The following is a 21,285-nucleotide window of genomic DNA, read 5'->3' as shown; positions in this document are numbered from 1 at the left end:
CTAGACCTATGAATAATGCACAGGAGATCGAGAAGCTTCTGCGCCCCCTGGTGCTTGCACCGATGGCGGGGGGTCCCTCCACGCCGCGGCTTGCTGCTGCTGTTGCCGGGGCCGGTGGTCTTCCTTTCCTGGCGGCGGGGTATCTCAGCCCTGAATCTTTGCGGGCGGATATCGCAGATTTGCAGGGCTACCTGGAGAAGTCTTCCGAGTTGCCTTTTGGAGTGAATCTCTTTGTTCCAGATCCGCAGGGCTCAAGGTGCGATGTGGAGGCATATTCTGACTATCGTGCCCGGGTGTTGGAGGTCAGCGGGGTGAGCCCGGAGCTAGTGCCAGCGGAACCCATCTGGTCCGATGATGCCTTTGAGGAGAAGCTCGAGATTGTATGTGCGTCCGCGGCGAGTTTCGTGTCTTTTACTTTTGCTCATCCCGCACCCGCGGTTGTTGAGCGTGTGCACGCCGCGGGCAAGCTCGTTATCTTCTACGCCACGAGTAGGCCTGGTATTGATGCCATCGTGGACTCGGGTGCGGATGTCATCGGCATTCAAGGGCCGAACGCGGGCGGACACCGCGCGACGGTGTTCGGGGTCGATGATGACTCGAATGAGTCTGTGCTTGAGCTTGTCGAATACGCCCGAGGAATCTCCTGCAAGCCGATTATCGCGGGCGGTGGCGTGAGCGGCGCAGCCGATGTGCGCAACCTGTTGCGCGCCGGGGCCACCGGCGTCCAGGTTGGGACGCTGTTCCTGAATGCACAGGAGGCAGGGACCAAAAAGACGCACCGGCGTGCGCTGGAGGAGTTTGGCGGGCGTGAGACTGTTATCACCAGGGCCTTTAGTGGACGCCCGGCACGCGCGATTGAGAATAGTTTCAGCGCAGCTCTGTCAGATTCGGCCCCGGGTTTCTACCCGCAGCTGCACTTTTTGACGGCAGGTTTGCGCAAGGAGGCGAATGAGCGCGGCGATGCGGAGAACCTCAATCTGTGGGCCGGGACCGGCTTTGTGCATGCGAAAGAGGAGCCCGCAGCCGACATCGCGCGCAGGCTTCTGGCCGCGCACGATTGAGCATTCGTCTCTACTATGTAGGCATGAGCATTTTGGTCTCCCCGCAGGAGTTGCAACAGTCCATCCACCACGGCGACCGCCTGACGCTTTTGGCTTCCCTTTGGCAGCCAGTAGAGGGCGAAAGCTACAACCAGTTTTCCTCAATGCACATCCCCACGGCGCAATACAGTGACGCCGCCCAAGCCTTCGTCGGCCTGCCTGGTTCCAAGGTAGGCCGCAACCCTTTGCCCGATCCGGACAAGCTTCAAAACTGGTTCGAAAAGTGGGGGCTGCGCAGCAACCGCCCGGTAGTGGTCTATGACGAGGGTCGAGGCGTATTCGCCGGCCGCGCCTGGTGGACCTTGCGCTGGGCCGGTGTCGAGGATGTTCGCATCCTCAACGGCGGGCTCAAGTACTGGGCACATCTTGGGTTTGAAACCCTCACTGGCCCGGGCAACCTCGTGGTCAATACGGACGCCGAGGTCCGCCCCGGTTCCATGCCCACTGCCACCCTGGAGGAGGCCCGCGAGTACAGCGAGAATGGCGGGCTCCTCATCGATACCCGGACCCGGAATCGCTTCTCCGGGCGGCGTGAGAACCTCGACCTGAAGGCCGGTCACATTCCCGGCGCGGTCAACGTCCCCGAGCGGTTCTTCCACCACGACGGGATTCGCACCTTGAAATCCCGCGAGGAGAATCTGCAGGTCTTGGCGGATGCAGGCCTTACCCCGGAAAACGTCAAGGACGCCATCATCTACTCCGGTTCCGGCAACCACTCCGCGCTGGCTTTGGCCGTCTTGGAGGATGCCGGTTTCCACGGCCTGCGCCACTTCGTGGGCGGCTGGTCGCAGTGGTCAGCTGACCCCGCAAACCCCGTTGAGCGTGGGGATCGCTTCCGCGTGGGGGAGTAATTGTCCCCAAAACGCCGTGTAGGCAGTGCATACGGGCGTCCTGCTTACTAATGTTGGGGAATGATGGCTTCTCTAATTCTTATCCTCGCGCTCATTGTCGGTGTGGCCGGCGTAGGTCTGCTCTATGTAGACACCAAGCGCCGCAAGGCAGGCGCTGAGGAAGCACTCCCTGCTCCGAGCTCGGCACCTGTGGCCGAGTCCGAGGCTGAGTTCGCGGTTAAGCATGAAGCTGTACCGGAATCAGAGCCAGCGCTAGAGGCAGAGCCGGAGCCACATCCTGAATTAATTGAGCAACCTAAGTCCCAGGATGAGGTTCCTCCCGAGCCTTCGACAGAACCTGAATCCGAGCCCGAGCGCTCGCGCCCGCATCCGCACCTGCCCAGCCTGCCCGGTGCAGTGCGCCGTGAGAAGAAAAAGTGGGCAGAGCACAAGGGCTTCGAGTTCTTCAAGGAAGATAGCTACCTCGCGGAGGAATGGACGCGGGGTGCTGCCGCTAGTGGAGCTACACCGCGCGATATTGTCGTGGGCCATGCTTTTGGCCACGAAATTGTGCTGACGGATCTCGGAGGGGTGGGTGTCATGGCAGCACGCACGGGGGCTGCCTCCGATACGGTGGTGGACTTTCGGCGTGTGGAGATTGCAGAGGATTCTGGGAACTCAGGAAATGAGCCCTCTGCGGACTTGCTTCCGGTGCGCGAGTTGGCGGGCTTTGAGGTCTTTTCCACTGAGGTCGCGGTGGCGCAGCGCATGATTGATCAGCGCGTGCCCGTGGCCCTAGAGATGCTCCCCGCCGAGGTCACCGCGGTGTGGATGGAATCCGAGTGGGTGCTTGCGCAGACCGCGAAGGCGGCGCGCAGCCCGCAGTGGGAGCAGATGTTGGCGCCTTTGGCCCTGCTTGGCGATGTCGCCCGCGTCCTCCCCCCGCGTTCTACCGCAGGCCACATCCTGCACGTCGATGACATGGATCCCACCCGCCTTATCCCGCCGCCGCCCGCCCCAGAGCCCACGGGCCCACGGCTGGTAGCCCCGCGAGGTGAGGCAGTATCCCAGCCGCCCATCCTGCGCCCGGAAGAGCCGCTGGAGCTGCCTAGTAGGGTGCGCAGTGATGCTCGGGGGGACATCGCCAAGCACACTGCCTTAGGCGCGGACGAGGTTGATGCCATTGCGGATGGGCGCGAGCATCCCCGGCCCGATGGATCCCGGGCGCGACTGCCGCGCAAGCTGCCTAAGGGTTCCTCCATTTTCGGGGATGGCCGGACGGAAGAATAGAATGCTATAAGGCAACGGTTTAGGACCATCACTTTCAAGGAGCGCATCACCATGAGTCTGGAACAGGGCAAGCAAGACCCGCAGGATCTGCAAGACAAGGCCCGGCTCGCGGAGCTGGTCAAGGAACTCGCCGTGGTTTATGGCAAGGTCACCTTGTCCTCCGGCAAGGAGGCGGACTACTACGTGGACCTGCGTCGCGCCACCTTGCAGCATGAGGCTTCGCGCCTTATCGGGCGCCTTTTGCGCAAGCTCACCGCCGATTGGGATTATGTCAGCGTTGGCGGACTGACCTTGGGCGCTGACCCGGTGGCAACCTCCGTCATGCATGCTGACGGGCGCCCTATCGATGCCTTTGTGGTGCGCAAAGAGGCCAAGAAGCACGGCATGCAGCGCCGTATTGAGGGCCCTAACGTGGTGGGCCAGAAGGTGCTGGTGGTCGAAGATACAACCACCACCGGCAATTCCCCGCTGACCGCGGTGGCTGCGTTGCGTGAAGCAGGCGCTGAGGTCGTGGGAGTGGCCACCGTGGTGGATCGTGCTACCGGCGCGGCTGATGTCATCGCGGCCGAGGGCATGGAATACCGCTACTTGTTGGGGCTGGATGATCTTGGACTCGCCTAGGCAACCTGCCGGCGAACCGGATCCTGGCAAGGGCCCTACGGAGTGGAATGAGGGCAGGCACGGCGTCGGCCCTTGGGAGGGGCCGTGGCCGGATGACGAGCGCTTGGATCCGGAACTGCTCGAGCACGGCGATCATCGCAACGTGGTGGATGCCTACCGTTACTGGAAGCGCGAGGCTGTCACCCAGGACATCGACAAGCGCAGGCACCCGCTGCACATCGCCATCGAGAACTTCGAGAACGATTCCAACATTGGAACCGTGGTGCGCACTGCGAATGCCTTCGCCGTCGATACCGTCCACATCGTGGGCAGGCGGAGGTGGAATCGGCGCGGCGCGATGGTTACGGACCGCTATCAGCACCTGCGCCACCACGACACCGTGGCCGAGCTCATCGAGTGGGCGCAGGAGGAAGGGCTGACGGTGGTGGCGATTGACAATACCCCTGGAAGTGTTCCCCTGGAGACGGCGCAGCTGCCTAAGCGCTGCCTCTTGCTTTTTGGCCAGGAGGGCCCAGGCGTGACGCAGCAGGCGCAGGATGCGGCGCGAATGACCTGTTCAATTGCGCAATTTGGTTCGACGCGTTCCATCAATGCCGGGGTGGCCGCGGGCATTGCCATGCATGCGTGGATCCGCCAGCATGCGGATCTTTCTCGTGCGTGGTGAATCCGCCTGCGGGCCTGATTACTATCCCTATAGGATATAGAAAAGATTCGCCGGGAAGAGTGATAATGACCTTGCAAAGTGGGGGAAGCACAGTGGAAGAAAAATGGGCACACCGCGCTGACCTTGCAGAGACGGCGATCAATGATCGCCACGCACGCGCGCTGTGGTCCCTGCCGCGTACCAACTTGGCAGTGGTGAGCTGGCCGCCCACGGGCAAGGAGAAGATCTTCGTGCACTGGCACTACTGGTGGCAGGCGCATTACCTGGATTGCCAGATTGATGCGGCGCTGCGCAACAACACCAAGCTGCGGCGACAGCGCATCAATGACACGGTTCGCGGTATCCGCATACGCAACTTGGGCAAGCTGAGCAATAATCGCTATTACGACGATAAGGCCTGGCTGGCTCTGGCGCTGGGCCGCATCAGGGGGCTGAAAAAGATCGCCCCGCCGAAGCGGCTGGCCTCGCTTGAGCGCAATATCTCCGAGGGCCGGGACGCGCAGCTGGGCGTGCTGCCCTGGCGCGAGGGCGAGACCTTCTTCAACGTGCCCTCCAACGGTCCCGGTGCCATCATGCTGGCGCGGGAGGGCAAGATTTCCCAGGCAAGGCACATCGTGGACTGGATCTATGATCACCTCCTCGATGATGAGGGCTTCATCATGGACGGCGTGCGCATGCGTATGAACGGCCCCGAGTTGGTCAAGAACATTCATCCCTATTGCCAGGGCGTGGTGCTCGGTGCCTGCCTGGAGATAGCGCTGGCCCTGCGGGAATCTGCAGGTCTGGGAGATCTCGAACGCATTGATACCGTCCAAGCCGCGGAGATGGCTACGGATACCATGCGCTACATCACCAATATCCGGGGTTTGGTACAGGCCATCGCCTCGGGCATGGCTACTCCTGCCGGGGTCATCAACTGGCCCACCGGGGACGGGGATGGTGGCTTGTTCAAGGGCATCCTCGTGCGCTACTTGGCGGATGTCGCGGTGCGCCTTCCCGCGGATTCGCCGGCGAACCGTGCCACGCGCAAGCTCGCCGCGCGGATGGTGGTGGCATCGGCGGAGTCGGTATGGGCCCACCGCCTTGAGGTGGATGGCCTGCCCATCTTCGGCTCGGATTGGACCACGGATGCCCGCCTGCCGCATAACTATGGCTTCGGGCCCACCACCATCGGGGAGAAGGTCGGCATCATCCGCGTTGCCGAGCGGGACCTCTCAGTGCAGCTTTCGGGCTGGATGTTGCTGGAGGCCTGTGCCCGCGTGGTCAAATAGGGTGCACCCGCGGTACTGCAGCAGCCTTGTCCGAGTGTGTTTGTTTCTGTCTGCATTTGTGGGATTAGACACGCCCTTTTTCAGCGCCACCCGCGCTACCGGCGCATATGGTTTCCGGCGAGTTTGTGAATAATCAAGTTCACAAAAATTGCCCGGCATGTTTGGCATAACACGGGCATACTGGGGACTTGGAAGCTTTTCCGCGCTACTCGCAAAGGACTTAAATCTCATGCCAATTGCAACCCCTGAGGTCTATAACCACATGCTCGATACCGCCAAGAAGGGCGGCTTCGCATTCCCAGCCATTAACTGTACTTCCTCCGAAACCATCAACGCCGCGCTGCGCGGTTTCGCCGAGGCCGAGTCCGATGGAATTATCCAGTTCTCCACCGGTGGCGCTGAGTTCGGCTCCGGTCTCTCGGTCAAGAACAAGGTTTATGGCGCCCAGGCGCTCGCGGCCTTCGCCTACGAGGCAGCTAAGCACTACGGCATCAACGTGGCCCTGCACACCGACCACTGCCAGAAGGAAGTTCTGGATGAGTACGTGCGCCCGCTGATCGCCATCTCCCAGGAGCGCGTTGACCGCGGCGAGCTCCCGCTGTTTCAGTCCCACATGTGGGACGGCTCGGCCATCCCGATCGACGAGAACCTCGTCATTGCCCAGGAGCTTTTGGAAAAGGCACATAACGCCAACATCATCCTCGAGGTCGAAATCGGCGTCGTCGGCGGCGAAGAGGACGGCGTTGAGGCCAAGCACGGCGCTAACCTCTATACCTCTGCTGAGGACTTTGAGAAGACCATCGATGCCCTGGGCACCGGCGAGAAGGGCCGCTACCTGCTGGCCGCCACCTTCGGCAACGTCCACGGCGTGTACAAGCCAGGCAACGTGCAGCTGCGCCCCGAGGTCCTCGATGAAGGCCAGAAGGTTGCCGCCAAGAAGTTGGGCCTCGAGCCCGGCTCCGAGCCCTTCGACTTTGTCTTCCACGGTGGCTCCGGCTCCGAGAAGGAAAAGATCGAGCAGGCTCTGCAGTACGGCGTGGTCAAGATGAACGTTGACACCGACACCCAGTACGCATTTACCAACCCCATCGCCCGCCACATGTTTGTTAACTATGACGGCGTGCTGAAGATTGACGGCGAGGTGGGCAACAAGAAGGCCTACGATCCTCGCTCCTACATGAAGAAGGCCGAGCAGTCCATGGCTGACCGCGTGGTCGAGGCCTGCACCGACCTGCACTCCGTGGGCAAGACCGTCTCCAAGTAGAACTCGCCCTCCCGCGCAGCTTCATAGCCGTGCTGTCATGTCATGGAGACGTGGCGGTGCGGCTATCATTGTTTCTAAAAGCAGATACGGGAGGCTTCCGCGATTCAAAGGAAGCCCTTAAGCCAGCCAGTTTCCATTGAGGGCACCAGAAAAACATGAGCATGACTGATAAACCGCAGAGAATATCCACGCGCGAGCGCCTGCGAGTAGTAGATCAATCAGTCATGGCCCGGGTTAACCGGCTGCGTTCGCGCTCGGTTTATATCATCCAGGCCACCGTGGGTGCCGGCCTTGCTTACTGGGTGGCCCACGTGCTCTTTGGCCACTCCCAGCCCTTCTTTGCGCCCATCTCCGCGGTCATCATCCTGGGGCTCTCCGGCGGCGACCGCATGAAGAAGGCCCTGGAGATGTCTATCGGTGGCATCATCGGCGTCGCGGTGGGGGACATCCTCTTCGAGTTCGTGGGCCAAGGCCCCTTCCAAATCACGCTCATTGTGCTCGCGGGGCTCATCGTCGGCTCTTTCATCACCAAATCCCCGCTGGTTGCCAATCAGATTGTCTTTGGCTCCATCCTCATCGCCACCATCTTCCCGCCCACTGAGGGCATGGGTGGCTTGGACCGCGCGGTCGATGCCATGATCGGCTCGGCCATTGGAATTGTCACCATCGCCCTTATCCCCAATTCCCCCCTGAGCCAGGCGCGCAGGGAGATCTGCAAAGTCTTAGGCATGGCCTCCAGCGTGCTTTCCGACGTCTCCTATGGCCTCAGGAACGACGACCCCGAACTCATCGAGGACGCCCGGGATGCCGTGCGCGGGACCCAGAGCAACATCAACAGCATGCTCGATGCGGCGAAGTCCGGACGCGAGGCCGCCGAGGTCTCGCCCATCATGTGGGCCTCCAGGCGCAATATCCGCTCCCTAGAGCGCATCCTCGAACCCGTGGATAATGCGGTGCGCGGGGTAAGAGTGCTCTCGCGCCGCGCGATGGTCTTAAGCGAGGACCACGACGAAGTATCGAAGGCTCAGCTCGAGCTCATCGATTCCCTCTCGGACATCCTCCAAGAGCTCTCCGAGCTCTATAACCACAAGAACAGGGCCGACGTGGCGCACGAGATCCCCGAGATAGTGTCCAAGCTGCGCAAAGTCGGCGCGCGTGCCTCCATGGGAGTAGTCGAGGAACAAAGCCTCTCCGCCTACGCGATTTTGGCGCAGACGCGCTCCATCGTGGTGGACCTGCTCATGGTCTGCGGCATGTCGCGCGAGTCCGCCGTGGCCAGCCTCGTGCCAACTTCTGCGCACCCGGCCTTCCCCTCCGAGGTGTGGAGCCAACAAGAAGAACGCGAGGAGCGCTCCGAGCGCGAGTCGGGCGAAGGATAGAGACCTAACTTGCCTGATCCTTCAGGATAGGCCGGGTGGCCGTGCTAGCGCACTGCCTAATTCTGGCTAGGCGGCCCAGCTGTGGATAACCGCCCCGGGCTTGGTGGGTTATCCACAGTTTTCTTACTGGGCGCGGGTTGGGGATTGTCGCACCGGTGGGCGGTGTCTTAGCGTGGCGGTCATGGGCTTGCAGGAGTACTTCGCACAACTCGGCCGGGGTGTTGACCTCGTAGCCGAGTGCTCGGGGCTATCTGCCCCAGACCTTGAAAAGATGGGGGCCAGTGCGCAGGATGCCGCCGAGCTTATAGGCCTGCACGCCATCTACTTCGGACCCACGCCTTATACGGGCAAGCAGCGCTTAGCCCTTGATGCTGCTCGGCGCAATGGGCACGCCCTGAGCACCCTGCAACACATCGAATCCTTTACCCGTCGCATCACAGGGAAACTGGATGCGTGGAACCTGCGGCTAGAATTATGCTCCACCCCAGGCGAGCATGTTACCGCGGTAGCCAGGCGCCGGCTGCGTGAATTACGTGTTCCCCGCCAGTACACCGAGCGTGTCATGCTGCGCCAGCACCCCAACGGGCTAGCCACGCTGACAGTGACCGGCAATGGGCTGGATATGGCAGATGCTTTCCGGACCATTGACCACAAGCGGCCAGGGGCAAGTTTTATCGCCCGCATGCTCGGCAAGGCAGACGAGGCCCCGGCTGGGCGTACTCGTGTGACGACTATGGCAGTCCTCCAGTTGGAGGACTACGGGAAGCTTGTACGCCGCGAGCGCGATGACGTGATGGTGCGCACCACCAGTGGGACTGTTATCACCGGCGCGCAGCTTGTTGAACGTGCCTGTGCCAACGAGGGTCTTATTACGGTGATAAGCCGTACGCTGGGGCCGGTGGACTTGTACCGTTTTCAACGCTTCGCCTCGGTCAAACAACGCACAATGCTCGCAGCAGAGCACCCCACGTGTGCGTGGCCAGGCTGTAACACCCCAGCAGAAAGAGGACAGTTTCACCATCTCACCCCGTGGAAGCACGGCGGGGAGACTAACGTTGCCAACCTGGTGACCTTGTGCAACTACCACAATGGTGTTAATGAGGATGATCCGAATGCGCCGCCACGGCGCGGGCGCCTTACCCGCGACGGCGGGACAATAGTCTGGCAGCCCCCGCACACTAGCCGTTAGGACAACACCGCCCAACGGCGACTTCCAGCACCCCAAAACCCAGCGCGCTTAAACTGTGGGCTTGTCGATAGAAAAAGCCCACACTAAGGCCGGACGACCTGCAGATCCCGCAGGTGGCGGTAGAAGGTGACGCGTTTTAGGGGACGCTTGGCACTGACGCCGTCGACAAGCACGCGTAGCTGCGGACCACCGGCCTGCACGGCCCTCCCCGTGAGCACGCTCTGCGGATCCAGGCGGCCAGGAATAGGCCGACGCAGGACCTGCGCGAGGAACCTACCGATGCCACGCGGGGCGGGATCGAGCGGCCCCAGAGCCCTAGCCGCCACGATGCCCGGGGCATCGAGCATGGGAACCAAGCGCGCGCCCCACGCACCCTTTCCCGGGCCTTGGCGCAAAAGCACCTCATTATCCACGATGATCTCCCCAGTGATCTCCGCGCGCTCCCACTGGGCAATGACGGCGGAGCCAGCCACCGCCAGGCCAGCATCGTTGCGGATGAGGGGCACCGGGCGAACCTGCCCTCTCAAGGCCAACTCCAGCGCCGCCTGCGGATCCTCAGGAATGCCCCAGTTCTGCCTCGCCGGGCTCGGGCCGACGGGAACGAATGACACCTCAACCCACATATAATCTGCGCGCATCATGCGCGTGAGCACCGCCGAAAGCGCGCCGTCACTGCCTACAACGACCACCCGGAGCGGCTCTGGAACCTCCTGGGGGGCAAACGCCGGCGTGCCCAAGTGCTCCACATCCGGCTGGGCCGCAATCTCATCTAGCGATGGCGTGGAATCCACCGGCAAGATCGACTCCGCCAGTGCATCAAGCACCCGCAACTCGCCGCGCGTAGGGATGGCACCCACCTTCTCTACCTGCGCATCATCCGGCAGCGCACCGGGGGCAGGAGAACCGCACAACAGAATCAAAAGAGCCACGACTTGTCCTTATCTCCACCGTTACTAGCTGTAATCACTAGCCTTTTGTACTCTACAGCGCCGTGTTGAGGTGGAACGGGGAGGGGGAGTTGCGAGATGCGCTCAAGACAAAGGAGCCGGCCCATTCTTGAGTTTGCCGTTTAGGGCTTGTTCAAGGCGTTGCGAAAGAGAACCTGAGTAACTCAAGGCACGTTTTGGCCTCCACCGCCTGCATAACGGGTAAGGTGAGTGGGTATTTGGCTGCAATTTCTAGGAAGTGACTGTTCAATGGCTGCGATCGTCATCGTCGGCGCCCAGTGGGGCGACGAAGGCAAGGGCAAGGCTACCGATATCCTCGGTGGCAAGGTCGATTATGTTGTGAAACCTAATGGCGGCAACAATGCCGGCCACACCGTCGTCGTTGGCGGTGAGAAATACGAGCTGAAGCTCCTTCCGGCCGGCATCCTTTCGGAGAATGCCACCCCGGTGCTGGGAAACGGCGTGGTCATTAACTTAGAAGCACTCTTCGATGAGATCGATGGCCTCGAGGCCCGTGGTGCTAATGCCTCGCGGCTGCGTATCTCGGCCAATGCGCACCTCGTAGCACCTTATCACCAGACCCTCGACCGCGTGCAGGAGCGTTTCTTGGGCAAGCGGGCAATCGGCACCACCGGTCGCGGCATCGGCCCGGCCTATTCCGATAAGGTCGCGCGCATTGGCATCCGCGTGCAGGACATCTTCGATGAATCCATCCTGCGCCAGAAGGTGGAATCCGCCCTCGACATCAAGAACCAGATGCTGGTCAAGATGTATAACCGCAAGGCCATCGATCCTGAGCAGATCGTGCAGTACTTCCTCGGCTACGCCGAGCGCCTTGCCCCCATGGTCATCGATGCGGAGCTCGAGCTGAACACTGCGCTGCACGAGGGAAAGCACGTCCTCATGGAGGGCGGGCAGGCCACCATGCTCGACGTGGACCACGGCACCTACCCTTTCGTAACCTCCTCGAACCCCACCGCAGGTGGCGCTTCCGTGGGTTCGGGCATCGGCCCCACCCAGATCAAGACGGCCCTGGGAATCATCAAGGCTTATACCACCCGCGTAGGTGCGGGTCCTTTCCCCACCGAGCTTTTTGATAAGTGGGGCGAGTACCTGCAGACCACCGGTGGCGAGGTGGGCGTGAACACGGGGCGCAAGCGTCGCTGTGGCTGGTATGACTCGGTCGTGGCGCGTTATGCCACCCGCGTTAACGGCTTCACCGACTACTTCTTGACCAAGCTCGATGTGCTCACCGGAATCGGAGAAATCCCCATCTGCGTTGCCTATGACATCGATGGCAAACGCTATGATGAGATGCCAATGACGCAGTCGGAGTTCCACCACGCCGAGCCAATCTTCGAGACCATTCCAGCTTGGGATGAGGACATCACCAACTGCCAGAGCTTCGAGGATCTGCCGCAGAAAGCACAGGATTACGTCCTGCGCCTAGAGGAGCTTTCCGGAGCGCGGATTTCCTACATCGGTGTTGGCCCGGGACGTGACCAGACCATCATCCGTCATGACGTGATGGAAGATCACGCCTAGCAGTTTGGTCTACTACCGCGCGCCGCTGCAGCGACGGTGGCTTGTTAAGGGGTAGGAACTACTTATGGATTTCGCAGAAGATAGCGCCGAGTTTATTGGAACTCCCTTGACCCCCAACGCCACGAAGGTGTTGTTGCTGGGGTCCGGGGAGTTGGGTAAGGCCTTGGCCATTGCCTTCCAGAACCTCGGTCTTGAGGTGCACGCCGTCGATCGCTACGCGGGTGCGCCCGCTCAGCAGATCGCGCACTTTAGCTACATCGCAGACATCCACGACGAGGCCAAGGTCTTAGAACTCACGGAGCGGATCCAGCCGGATTTCGTTATCCCTGAGGTCGAGATGGTAGCCGTGGGTGCTTTGGCCAAGCTGGAGGAGTCCGGCGAGGTCACAGTTGTGCCCACCGCGCGGGCCTGCGAGTTGACCCAGGACCGCGAGAGCGTGCGCGAAGTGGCGGCAGAGATAGGCCTGCCGGTTTCCGCGTATCGCTTTGCTTCCTCGTTCGAGGAGTTGCAGGACGCCACTGCTGAATTGGGCTTTCCCTGCATCATCAAGCCGGACGTGGCTACCTCCGGGAAGGGCCACATGTTGGCCCGCGATAGCCAGCACGTTGAAGAGGCGTGGAACCTCGTGCGCCGAGTCTCCTCCGACGAGGGCCGCGTGGTTGCTGAGCGCTTCGTTGACTTTGACTACGAGGTGACCCTGCTCGCCGTGCGTTCTATCGACCCAGCCACGGGGAAGCTGGCCACCTGGTTTAGTGAGCCCATTGGTCACCGCCACGAAAACGGGGACTTGGTCGAGGCTTGGCAGCCCATGGCCATGAGTGAGATCGCCTTGGAAAATGCCCGATCCGTCGCCGCACGTATCTCTAATGAGCTGGGTGGGCGCGGAGTATACGGAGTCGAGCTCTTCGTGGCCGGGGACGATGTTTACTTCTCCTCTGTCTCCCCGCGGCCTTCTGATACCGCGATGCTGACCTCCTATACCCAGCGTTTCTCCGAGTTTGAGCTGCATGCTCGGGCCATTTTGGGCTTTCCCATTGACGTGACTTTGGTGTCGCCGGGGGCGAGCGTGGTGCTCCACGCCGAGGAAGAAACCCGCGATGTGGCATATAGCGGACTGAGCCAAGCCATGACTTATGAGGAGACTGACGTGCGACTTTTTGGAAAGCCCGGTGCCTATAAAGGCCGCCGCATGGGGCTCGTTGTCTCCACGGCTGAAGATGTTGAGACCGCGCGAGACCGCGCAGCATTGGCCGCAGGAAAGATCAGCGTCGTGCCCACTCCCAGTGCTCACATGGCTAAAGCCAGCGCCCCAGCAGATGAGCAGGGTCTATAAGCGCTTGTCGGCCTAGACCTCCGATTAGTATCCTGCGCCGCTGCGGTTGCGGCGCAGGATCATGGGCTGGTGCGGAATCCTGGATTCCTCGAAGGGCTCGCCGCACTTGTCAAAGCCGTAGCCACTGTAATAATCCACCAGCGGGGTACGGGCATTGAGAAAGACCGACTGGCCAGGTGCCGTGGCCTCCGCGAGACGCAGAGCCGCTTCCATGATCTGCGCGCCGAGTCCGGTGCCGCGGGCCTTCTTGGCTATGGCAAAGCGGCCGAATTGGATGACATCTGCGCCCTCGAAGGTGGAGGGAAAGATCCGCGCGGTTCCGTCCAGTGTGCGTGTGGCGTCATCCCAAGCCAGGAGGTGAATGGTCCGGGAATCGGCGTCGGTGCTATCGATCTCTTTGTAGGGCGCTTGGTGTTCGTTGATGAAAACCTCCACGCGCAACTCATAAAGGGCATGGACATCGAGAGGATTCATCTGGGCGATGTTGGCGGCTGTAATCGTATGCGTCATGGCTGCCGATACTACTGCCTTGTTGCGTCCTCAGCGAGCCTGGCGCTATTTGTCGGCCTCGGTCAGGCGCGCGATGTGCAGGGTGAGATAGGAGACTTCATCGCAGGTAAGAGAGTCCTCGAAACGCAACTCAATGACGCCGGCGAGCAGCTGCGCGCAGTCCGCGGCGCGGGGATGCTGCTGGGCGATGGCCCGGCTGATGGGAGAATCCCCCGAGTCGAGCTGCGCATGCTGGGACATGCGCACGAAGAGATAACGCAGATGCGTGATGAAGCGAGCCACGGAGGTCGAACCGTCATGGAACTCGATGCCGAAGTACTCAGAGATGATCTCCAGCAGCTGCTGGATAAGGCCGGTCATGCGGTAAGTGCCGGAGAGATCCCCCACGCTAAAGCCCGCATTGACTAGGTGCAGGGTGAGGGCCACTGCCTCCGATTCTGGCAGTGGGGTGCGCAGCGCCGAGTTGATTTCCCGCAGCAGGCGCTTGGCTAGGGCGAGGTCCTCAGAATAGAGATAGCGGACTTCTGCCTCGAGCGGATAAGTCACGGTAGTGGAGCGCTTTACAGCGCCGTGGACGTGATCCGCCAACGCCACCACCAGCGTGAGCTTCTTCTGCAGGGCATCTGGTAGCTCGGCGCGTTTCATGGCGCCGAGGACCGTTTGGATGTACTCGCCGGGAATAGCGGCGAGTATGGCGGCGGAATGGTCAGGATCGCGCCCCACCGCCGGCACGAAGAGCTGTGCTACTCGTGCCGGGTCAACCCTATCGCCCGCCTTAGCCTGAAATCCGATTCCACGACCGGTGACAACTACCTCCTCATCCCCGCGGCGGGCGAGGATGACGTTGTTGTTGAAGACGCGGAGTATGTGCATGGAGCTTTCGGGTTTCTAGGTTGGACGGCGGACGCTAGGCAGTGATGTTAACGATAGTCTCTCCCGCAGTGGCGCGTTTGAAATCTGCGGCAGTTACCTTATTCAGGGTCTTGCTATTGGTCACGGTCACCATGACTGTCGGGTCATAGCCCGCCTCGCGTACTTTGTCGAAGTCCACTGTGGCGAGCAGGTCTCCGGTTTCCACGTGATCGCCCTTGGCGACGGCGCGTTCAAAGCCCTCGCCATGCATCTTGACGGTGTTGATGCCGATGTGGACGAGCACCTCCACGCCGTCCTCAGTCTTGATGCCATAGGCATGACCGGTCTTGGTGGCGGAGATAACCGTTCCGCTTACCGGAGAGAAGATCTCCGCGCCGGTGGGAACAATCCCGACGCCCTGGCCCAGGGTCCCAGCGGCAAAGACCGGATCATTGACGTCCTCGAGGGCGATGACCTCGCCGCTCACAGGTGCAGCAAGCTGTGAAGTCCTGGTCTTGGTGGTCACGGCACCGTCAGTGCCGCCCGCCTGTGCAGAATCTGTGCCGGCAGAAGTTGCGCCATCCTCGGCAGCTTCTTGCTCGCGCAGGGCCTTGGCCTCGGCGCGCTCCTCAGGGGTGCGGTAGTCGGTGAAGACGATGAGGAAGAAAGCAACGAAGAAGGCGACGGCAATGGCGATGACATACTTGAGCGCTGGGCTAAAGACGCCGATGGTCAGCAGAGAAGTAAAGACGAAGGCGTTGGCGGTAATGCCATTGGTACCAATGGTCAGCAGGGCGATGGTTAGACCACCTGCGAAACATCCCACCAGCATGCGCGGGTAGATGCGCTTGAAGCGCAGGTGAATACCGTAGAGCGAGGGCTCGGAAACGCCGCCGAGCAGACCAGCCATCAGAGCGGAGGCCGAGGTTTGGCGCATGACCGTGTCCTTGTCGCGAATGGACAGGGCCAGCACGCCGGCGGTGGCGCCGAAGCAGGCAAAGTTCCAGGCGCCCATGGGGCCTTGAATGAAGTCATAGCCCAGGGTCTGAATGTTGACCAGCATCAGGGCGTTGAGAGGCCAGTGCAGACCCAGCGGAACCAGGAAGGGGTAGAGCATTGGGATGGCCAAGGCGAAGACGAAGGGGGCGTTATCGTTCATCCACGCCAGGCCGGCGCCGATGCCGTTACCGGCCCACACGCCGAAGGGGCCGATGAGGAAGGCCGTCAGAGGAATGACAACGACCATGGTCAGGAAGGGGACGAAGACCATGTGGACGGAGGCCGGGATGATCTTTTGGAAGCCGCGGTAGAACAGCGCCGCCACGAAGGCCATGATGAGGGGGACGAAGACGTTGCCGCCGTAGGAAGGCAGCTGCATGGTCATGCCGAAGATGGGGATGGAGCATTGCTCAGTGCCCAAGGTCTGGTTGACTACGCAATCGACAGCCGGATTGGAATTTAGGTTGAGGAACTCTGGGGTGAGCAGCGCAGCCATGATGGCGCCGGGCACCCAAGGGTCGATGCGCAGCTTCTTTCCGGCGTTATAGGCCACCATCAGGGGAAGGAAGTAGAATACCGAGCGCCACATCGCGTCGACGAAGAACCACGAGGCGGGCTTGTCGGGCGAACGGAAGTCAATGATGCCGAAGGAATCGAGCACCGAGGCAAAAGCAATGATGAGGGAGGCACCCAGCAGCACGCCCAAGATGGGGCGGAAGGAGTCCGAAAGATACTCGAAGAATGCGTCCATCCAGGGCAGCTTGCCTTTGGCCTTGGCGCGCTGGGCGGCCTTGACCTCGTCATTGGATAGGGAGTGCATCTCGGGGAGGTGGTTGATTTCCTCGTACACGGTGGCGACGTCGCCGCCAATGACCACCTGGTAGTTGCGCCCGCCTTGGGGCACGGCGCCGAGCACCTTGGGGATGGCCTCGAGGGTTTCCTTGTTGGCAAGGGAGGCGTCGTTAAGCTCGAAGCGCAAGCGGGTCGCGCAGTGAGTGAGGGAGGAGATGTTGTCTGCACCGCCGACTCCGGCCACGATGGCCGCAGCCGAGGATGTCGTGGTTGTGGGTGACATGGGCTTTATTCCTTTCTGTACGAGGAAGTCAACGCGCGAGCACGCGCCACGCGCCGGGTATGAACTGTCCGAAAACGAGAAAAAGACCCAGGGCGCATGAAGCGTTCCAGGTCTTGCCCGAAGTAACAATCCTTAAGCCTTAAGTTACGCCCAGGTGGTCACGTTTGGCAAGAGCGGTGACTCGGCTCACCAGAATTGCTCTCGCGTTGTGGGGCTAGTTCTGCGGCCCAGCGTGGCGCACCATTTCATCCCACTCGACGATCTTGATGCGCTGACGATCATGGGCGCGGCCCGCGGCTTGCTCCGCGGCGTCGAGGCGGTGCCATCCCTCCCATGTGGTCACGGGGATAGAACGCGACTCCAGGAGATCGAGAATGTCTTGGGGATCGCGCTTGGAGGCGGGGGCGAGCTCGCCGGACTTATAGTCCGCGATGAGCATGTTCGTGGTGTCCTTGGCATCAGACTTGGTGTTGCCAATGAGCCCGACCGGGCCGCGCTTGATCCATCCGGTGGTGTAGAGGCCGGGTAGCTTGGAGCCATTAACGCCGCTGAGCACGTGCCCGCCGTCATTGGGCATGGTGGCGCGCTTCTCGTCGAAGGGGACGCCTGTGACGTCCTGCGGGTGATAACCCACGGCACGGTAGACGGCCTGCACCGGCCAGACGGTGAACTTGCCGGTGCCGGTGACGGTGCCGTCCCCATTGAGCTCGGTGCGCTCGGTCTTGATGGCGGCGACCTGGCCGTCCTCCCCCAGAATCTCTACCGGCGACTCAAAGAAGTGAATGTAGAGCTTGTGCGGGGCCGAGCCAGGCTCACGCATGGCATAGGACTCGAGGGTCTGGCACACCAGATCCACGGACTTGGCGGAGCGGCGAGCGTCTTCCGAGGCGGCATCGTACTCGATGTCCTCGGGGGCGACGATAACCTCGATGGTGGGGGACTCATCGAGCTCCTTGAGCTCCTTGGGGGTGTACTTGGCCTGTGCCGGGCCGCGGCGCCCAAAGACGTGGATCTCCTTGGCGCGGTTCTTCTGCAGCGCAGCGTAGACATTGTCCGGGATTTCGGTGACGAGGAGCTCGTCCGCCGTCTTGGCCAGGATGCGAGAGACGTCGAGGGAGACGTTGCCTACGCCAACGACGGCGACCGATTCGGCGGAAAGATCCCAGTCACGCTCGAAGTCGGGGTTGCCGTCGTAGAAGCCGACGAACTCGCCGGCGCCGTGGTTACCCTTGAGATCCTCGCCCGGAATGCCCAGGGGCTGATCGGCGGTGGCGCCGGTGGCGAAGATGATGGCGTCATAATAATCATGCATCTCGTCGACGGTGAGATCGCGGCCGATCTCAATATTTCCTAGGAAGCGAATCTCTTCCTTCTCCATGACGTTGTGTAGGGAGGCGACGATTCCCTTGATGCGGGGGTGATCGGGGGCCACTCCGTAGCGAATGAGGCCGAAAGGCGCTGGCATCTTCTCGAAGAGGTCCACGGTGACATCGAGGTCTGATTTCACCAGGAGATCGGAGGCGTAAATGCCGGCCGGGCCGGAGCCGACCACGGCGACGCGCACGGGACTATTCATTACTAAGGGGATCCTTTCTACGTTACTTCCTCGAATATTCTACGCGTGAGCACCGGAATGAAATCAACTGTGTGACCTGCGTTGCATAAAGATGCTCTTAATGGAAGAAGTGAGAAACGAGTTCCATTTTCAACCCGCAGCGGGCAGGTGCTTCAAGTAGAGTGGGATCGTCACCATGCGCTCTCAAAGGTGATCCCGAGCACATGAATTACCGCCGTCACATGGCGGCGAGAGAAAGGTTTCCGCATGTCTTCCCAAAGTTCCGCGCTCATCAGCGTTAATGGTCGAGGCTTTCAAGGCCTCGACATCTCCGGATTAGCCCCCCAATTGGGGGCTACTTTTATTCGTCTTGATGAGCTTAGCCCCTCCATCGCGGAGGTGCTGACCGAGGTACCCGCACAGCCCGTAGTTATCCAGGGAGTGGGTGACGTTCACTTCGACGCTGACGTGGCCGCCTCCTTGGGTGTTCCTTTCGTGCTCATTGCCGGCGACTCGCCGCGCGCAGCCCAGCTCGATGCCGAGCACGCAGCCTCGCTGGGAACCACCGTGGCCGGAGTATTCACGGACGTGAGCGAGGTGCCCGCTGCATTGAGCGCGCTGCCCGCCGTGGAACCGGTTATGAGCCCCACCGTATTCCAGAAGCAGCTTTTGGAGCAGGCCACCGCAGCCGGTGCCCATATCGTCCTGCCGGAAGGTGAGGATGACCGCATCCTGGAGGCGGCAGGGGAACTGGTCAAAGGCGGAGTTGCCAAGCTGACCATCCTGGGTGAGCCGGAAGAAATTAAGGAGCGCGCCGAGAAGCTTGGCATCTCCCTCGCCGGAGTAGAGCTCATCGATCACCTCACCTCCCCGCTGGCGGAGGAGTTCGCCGCGGACTTCGCCGAGCTGCGCAAGAAGAAGGGCGTCACCCTCGAGCAGGCCCGCGAAACCATGCAGGACATCTCTTACTTCGCCACCATGATGGTGCACAAGGGCCTGGCAGATGGCATGGTCTCCGGTGCCGCGCACACCACCGCGCACACCATCAAACCCTCCTTCCAGATCATCAAGACCGCGCCGGGTGCCTCCGTGGTATCCTCCATCTTCCTCATGGTCATGCGCGGGCGCCTGTGGGCCTTCGGCGATTGCGCCGTCAACCCTAACCCCACAGCTCAGCAGCTGGGAGAAATCGCCGCCAGCTCGGCGCATACCGCCGCGCAATTCGGCATTGACCCGCGCGTGGCTATCCTGTCTTATTCCACCGGCACCTCCGGCACCGGCCCTGACGTCGACCGCGCGGTCGAGGCCGTCGCGGCTGCCCACAAGGTAGACCCGCAGATGAAGGTCGATGGTCCGTTGCAGTTCGACGCCGCCTGTGACCCGGGCGTCGCAGCAAAGAAGGCTCCGGAGTCCAGCGTGGCTGGACGCGCTAACGTCTTCATCTTCCCCGACCTCGAGGCCGGAAACATTGGATATAAAACCGCACAGCGCACCGGTGGCGCGCTGGCAGTCGGCCCCATCTTGCAGGGCCTGAACAAGCCGGTCAACGATCTTTCTCGTGGAGCCACCGTTCCGGACATCATCAACACCGTCGCTATTACCGCCATTCAGGCAGGAGGAAAGTAAATGAGCTACGTACTAGTTCTCAACTCTGGTTCTTCCTCCATCAAGTTCCAGGTTGTCGATCCACACGGACACACTAACGATGCCCCTCTCGTGAGCGGTTTGGTCGAGCAGATTGGCGAGCACTCTGGCGCCATCAACGTCACGCTGCGTGGCGGGGAGGAGATCCGCGAGGAGCTCGAGATCCCAGACCACACCTACGGGCTTGAGCGCGCCTTCGAGATCATGGCGGCCAACAAGGTCGGGCCGACGGATGTGGATCTCATCGCCGTGGGCCACCGCGTTGTTCACGGCGGCATCGTATTCTCCGAGCCCCAGCTCATCGTGGATGAAATCGAGGCCATGATCGAGGACCTTATCCCGCTGGCGCCTTTGCACAACCCAGCCAACCTGGACGGCATCCGCGTGGCCCGCGCCATCCTGCCGGATATTCCGCATATCGCCGTCTTCGATACCAGCTTCTTCCACGCCCTTCCGCCGGCGTCCGCACTCTATGCCATCAACAATGAGGTGGCCTCCAAGTACGATATCCGGCGCTATGGCTTCCACGGCACCTCCCACGAGTTCATCTCGCAGAAAGTCGCGCAGCTGCTAGACAAGGACCCGGATGAGGTCAACCAGATCACCCTGCACCTGGGTAATGGTGCCTCCGCGGCCGCCATCCGCCACGGCCGGCCGCTAGATACCTCGATGGGCCTTACCCCGCTGGCCGGCCTGGCCATGGGTACCCGTTCCGGTGACATCGATCCGGGCATCATCTTCCACCTAGTGCGCCAGGCAGGGATGAAGGTCGATGAGATCGACACGCTGCTCAACAAGCAGTCCGGCGTCAAGGGCATCTCCGGCGTCAATGACTTCCGTGTCCTGCGGGAGATGATTCGCGCCGAGGACCAGGATGCCTGGCTGGCTTATAACATCTACATTCACCAGCTGCGCCGCTTCATCGGTGCGTACATGATCATCCTCGGCCGCGTCGATGCCATCACGTTCACCGCCGGCGTGGGTGAGAATGACACCGAGGTCCGCCAGGACGCGCTGTTCAACCTGGAGATGTACGGCATCAAGTTCGACAAGGAAGCCAACCTGGTGCGCTCGAAGGAAGCGCGCATGATTTCCACCCCGGATTCCCCGGTCAAGGTATTCGTCGTCCCCACCAACGAGGAACTGGCCATCGCCCGCAAGTCCGCAGCCGTTGCCGAATCCGCGCGAGAGGCTGGGCTCTACTGAGCGGCAACCGC

The 21,285-nt window shown here is 61.4% G+C and carries 18 protein-coding genes; 13 read left to right on the top strand and 5 right to left on the bottom strand.

Annotated features, from left to right (window positions below):
- Positions 1–8 precede the first annotated feature (8 nt).
- The 9 genes from F4V60_RS11065 to F4V60_RS11025 all read left to right on the top strand — a co-directional run bounded on the left by F4V60_RS11065 (position 9) and on the right by F4V60_RS11025 (position 9,608).
- On the top strand, positions 9–1,061 hold the full coding sequence (locus F4V60_RS11065; protein ID WP_075730629.1) for a nitronate monooxygenase: 1,053 nt from the start codon (positions 9–11) through the stop codon (positions 1,059–1,061).
- Positions 1,062–1,084: 23 nt separating this feature from the next.
- On the top strand, positions 1,085–1,951 hold the full coding sequence (locus F4V60_RS11060) for a sulfurtransferase (RefSeq protein ID WP_075730628.1): 867 nt from the start codon (positions 1,085–1,087) through the stop codon (positions 1,949–1,951).
- Positions 1,952–2,011: 60 nt separating this feature from the next.
- Complete coding sequence (locus tag F4V60_RS11055; protein WP_232315929.1) at positions 2,012–3,220, top strand: hypothetical protein; 1,209 nt, start codon at positions 2,012–2,014, stop codon at positions 3,218–3,220.
- 51 nt (positions 3,221–3,271) lie between these two features.
- Entirely contained in the window at positions 3,272–3,841 is a 570-nt protein-coding gene (gene pyrE, locus F4V60_RS11050; RefSeq protein WP_075730626.1) for an orotate phosphoribosyltransferase, read from the top strand.
- Entirely contained in the window at positions 3,822–4,505 is a 684-nt protein-coding gene (locus F4V60_RS11045; protein ID WP_075730625.1) for a TrmH family RNA methyltransferase, read from the top strand. Before pyrE ends, F4V60_RS11045 begins: the two co-directional genes overlap by 20 nt.
- A 92-nt stretch (positions 4,506–4,597) precedes the next feature.
- Positions 4,598–5,776: a glycoside hydrolase family 76 protein gene (locus F4V60_RS11040; RefSeq protein ID WP_075731335.1), complete on the top strand. Its 1,179-nt coding sequence runs from the start codon at positions 4,598–4,600 to the stop codon at positions 5,774–5,776.
- A 229-nt stretch (positions 5,777–6,005) separates the two neighbouring features.
- Positions 6,006–7,040, top strand: coding sequence for a class II fructose-bisphosphate aldolase (gene fbaA, locus F4V60_RS11035; RefSeq protein WP_075730624.1), 1,035 nt, complete (start codon positions 6,006–6,008; stop codon positions 7,038–7,040).
- Between the two features lie 161 nt (positions 7,041–7,201).
- A complete protein-coding gene (locus F4V60_RS11030) occupies positions 7,202–8,419 on the top strand; it encodes an FUSC family protein (protein ID WP_075730623.1) in 1,218 nt (405 codons plus the stop codon).
- 181 nt (positions 8,420–8,600) lie between these two features.
- Positions 8,601–9,608, top strand: a complete 1,008-nt coding sequence (locus F4V60_RS11025) for an HNH endonuclease signature motif containing protein (protein ID WP_075731333.1) — start codon at positions 8,601–8,603, stop codon at positions 9,606–9,608.
- Between the two features lie 83 nt (positions 9,609–9,691).
- Here the strand turns inward: F4V60_RS11025 and F4V60_RS11020 are convergent, their stop codons facing one another.
- Entirely contained in the window at positions 9,692–10,537 is an 846-nt protein-coding gene (locus tag F4V60_RS11020; protein ID WP_075730622.1) for a diacylglycerol kinase family protein, read from the bottom strand.
- Positions 10,538–10,804: 267 nt separating this feature from the next.
- Here F4V60_RS11020 and F4V60_RS11015 point away from each other — a divergent pair, with 267 nt between their 5' ends.
- Both F4V60_RS11015 and purT read left to right on the top strand, forming a co-directional pair.
- Positions 10,805–12,100 (top strand): adenylosuccinate synthase, encoded by a 1,296-nt coding sequence (locus F4V60_RS11015; RefSeq protein WP_075730621.1) that lies wholly within the window; start codon positions 10,805–10,807, stop codon positions 12,098–12,100.
- Between the two features lie 64 nt (positions 12,101–12,164).
- Positions 12,165–13,433: a formate-dependent phosphoribosylglycinamide formyltransferase gene (gene purT, locus F4V60_RS11010; RefSeq protein WP_075730620.1), complete on the top strand. Its 1,269-nt coding sequence runs from the start codon at positions 12,165–12,167 to the stop codon at positions 13,431–13,433.
- A gap of 24 nt (positions 13,434–13,457) precedes the next feature.
- Here purT and F4V60_RS11005 read toward each other — a convergent pair whose 3' ends face one another.
- The 4 genes from F4V60_RS11005 to F4V60_RS10990 all read right to left on the bottom strand — a co-directional run bounded on the left by F4V60_RS11005 (position 13,458) and on the right by F4V60_RS10990 (position 18,445).
- Positions 13,458–13,943: a GNAT family N-acetyltransferase gene (locus F4V60_RS11005; protein WP_075730619.1), complete on the bottom strand. Its 486-nt coding sequence runs from the start codon at positions 13,941–13,943 to the stop codon at positions 13,458–13,460.
- A 45-nt stretch (positions 13,944–13,988) separates the two neighbouring features.
- Positions 13,989–14,816, bottom strand: coding sequence for a PRD domain-containing protein (locus tag F4V60_RS11000; RefSeq protein ID WP_075730618.1), 828 nt, complete (start codon positions 14,814–14,816; stop codon positions 13,989–13,991).
- Positions 14,817–14,850: 34 nt separating this feature from the next.
- Complete coding sequence (locus tag F4V60_RS10995; protein WP_075730617.1) at positions 14,851–16,869, bottom strand: glucose PTS transporter subunit IIA; 2,019 nt, start codon at positions 16,867–16,869, stop codon at positions 14,851–14,853.
- 214 nt (positions 16,870–17,083) lie between these two features.
- Positions 17,084–18,445 carry an FAD-dependent oxidoreductase gene (locus F4V60_RS10990; RefSeq protein WP_075730616.1) on the bottom strand — a complete coding sequence of 454 codons (1,362 nt, stop codon included), beginning with the start codon at positions 18,443–18,445 and terminating at the stop codon, positions 17,084–17,086.
- Positions 18,446–18,691: 246 nt separating this feature from the next.
- Here F4V60_RS10990 and pta point away from each other — a divergent pair, with 246 nt between their 5' ends.
- Together pta and F4V60_RS10980 are read left to right on the top strand one after the other, a co-directional pair.
- Positions 18,692–20,050, top strand: coding sequence for a phosphate acetyltransferase (gene pta, locus F4V60_RS10985; protein WP_075730615.1), 1,359 nt, complete (start codon positions 18,692–18,694; stop codon positions 20,048–20,050).
- The gene (locus F4V60_RS10980; protein ID WP_075730614.1) at positions 20,051–21,274 is read left to right on the top strand and encodes an acetate kinase; all 1,224 of its coding nucleotides are present in this window, start codon (positions 20,051–20,053) and stop codon (positions 21,272–21,274) included. It abuts the gene before it with no gap.
- Positions 21,275–21,285 lie beyond the last annotated feature (11 nt).

Origin of the sequence: Corynebacterium flavescens (assembly GCF_008693105.1) — a bacterium.
In the GTDB taxonomy this organism is placed as follows: Bacteria; Actinomycetota; Actinomycetes; order Mycobacteriales; family Mycobacteriaceae; genus Corynebacterium; species Corynebacterium flavescens.
The sequence above is the reverse complement of the archived record's forward strand: the minus strand, read 5'-3'. Positions and strand labels throughout refer to the sequence as shown.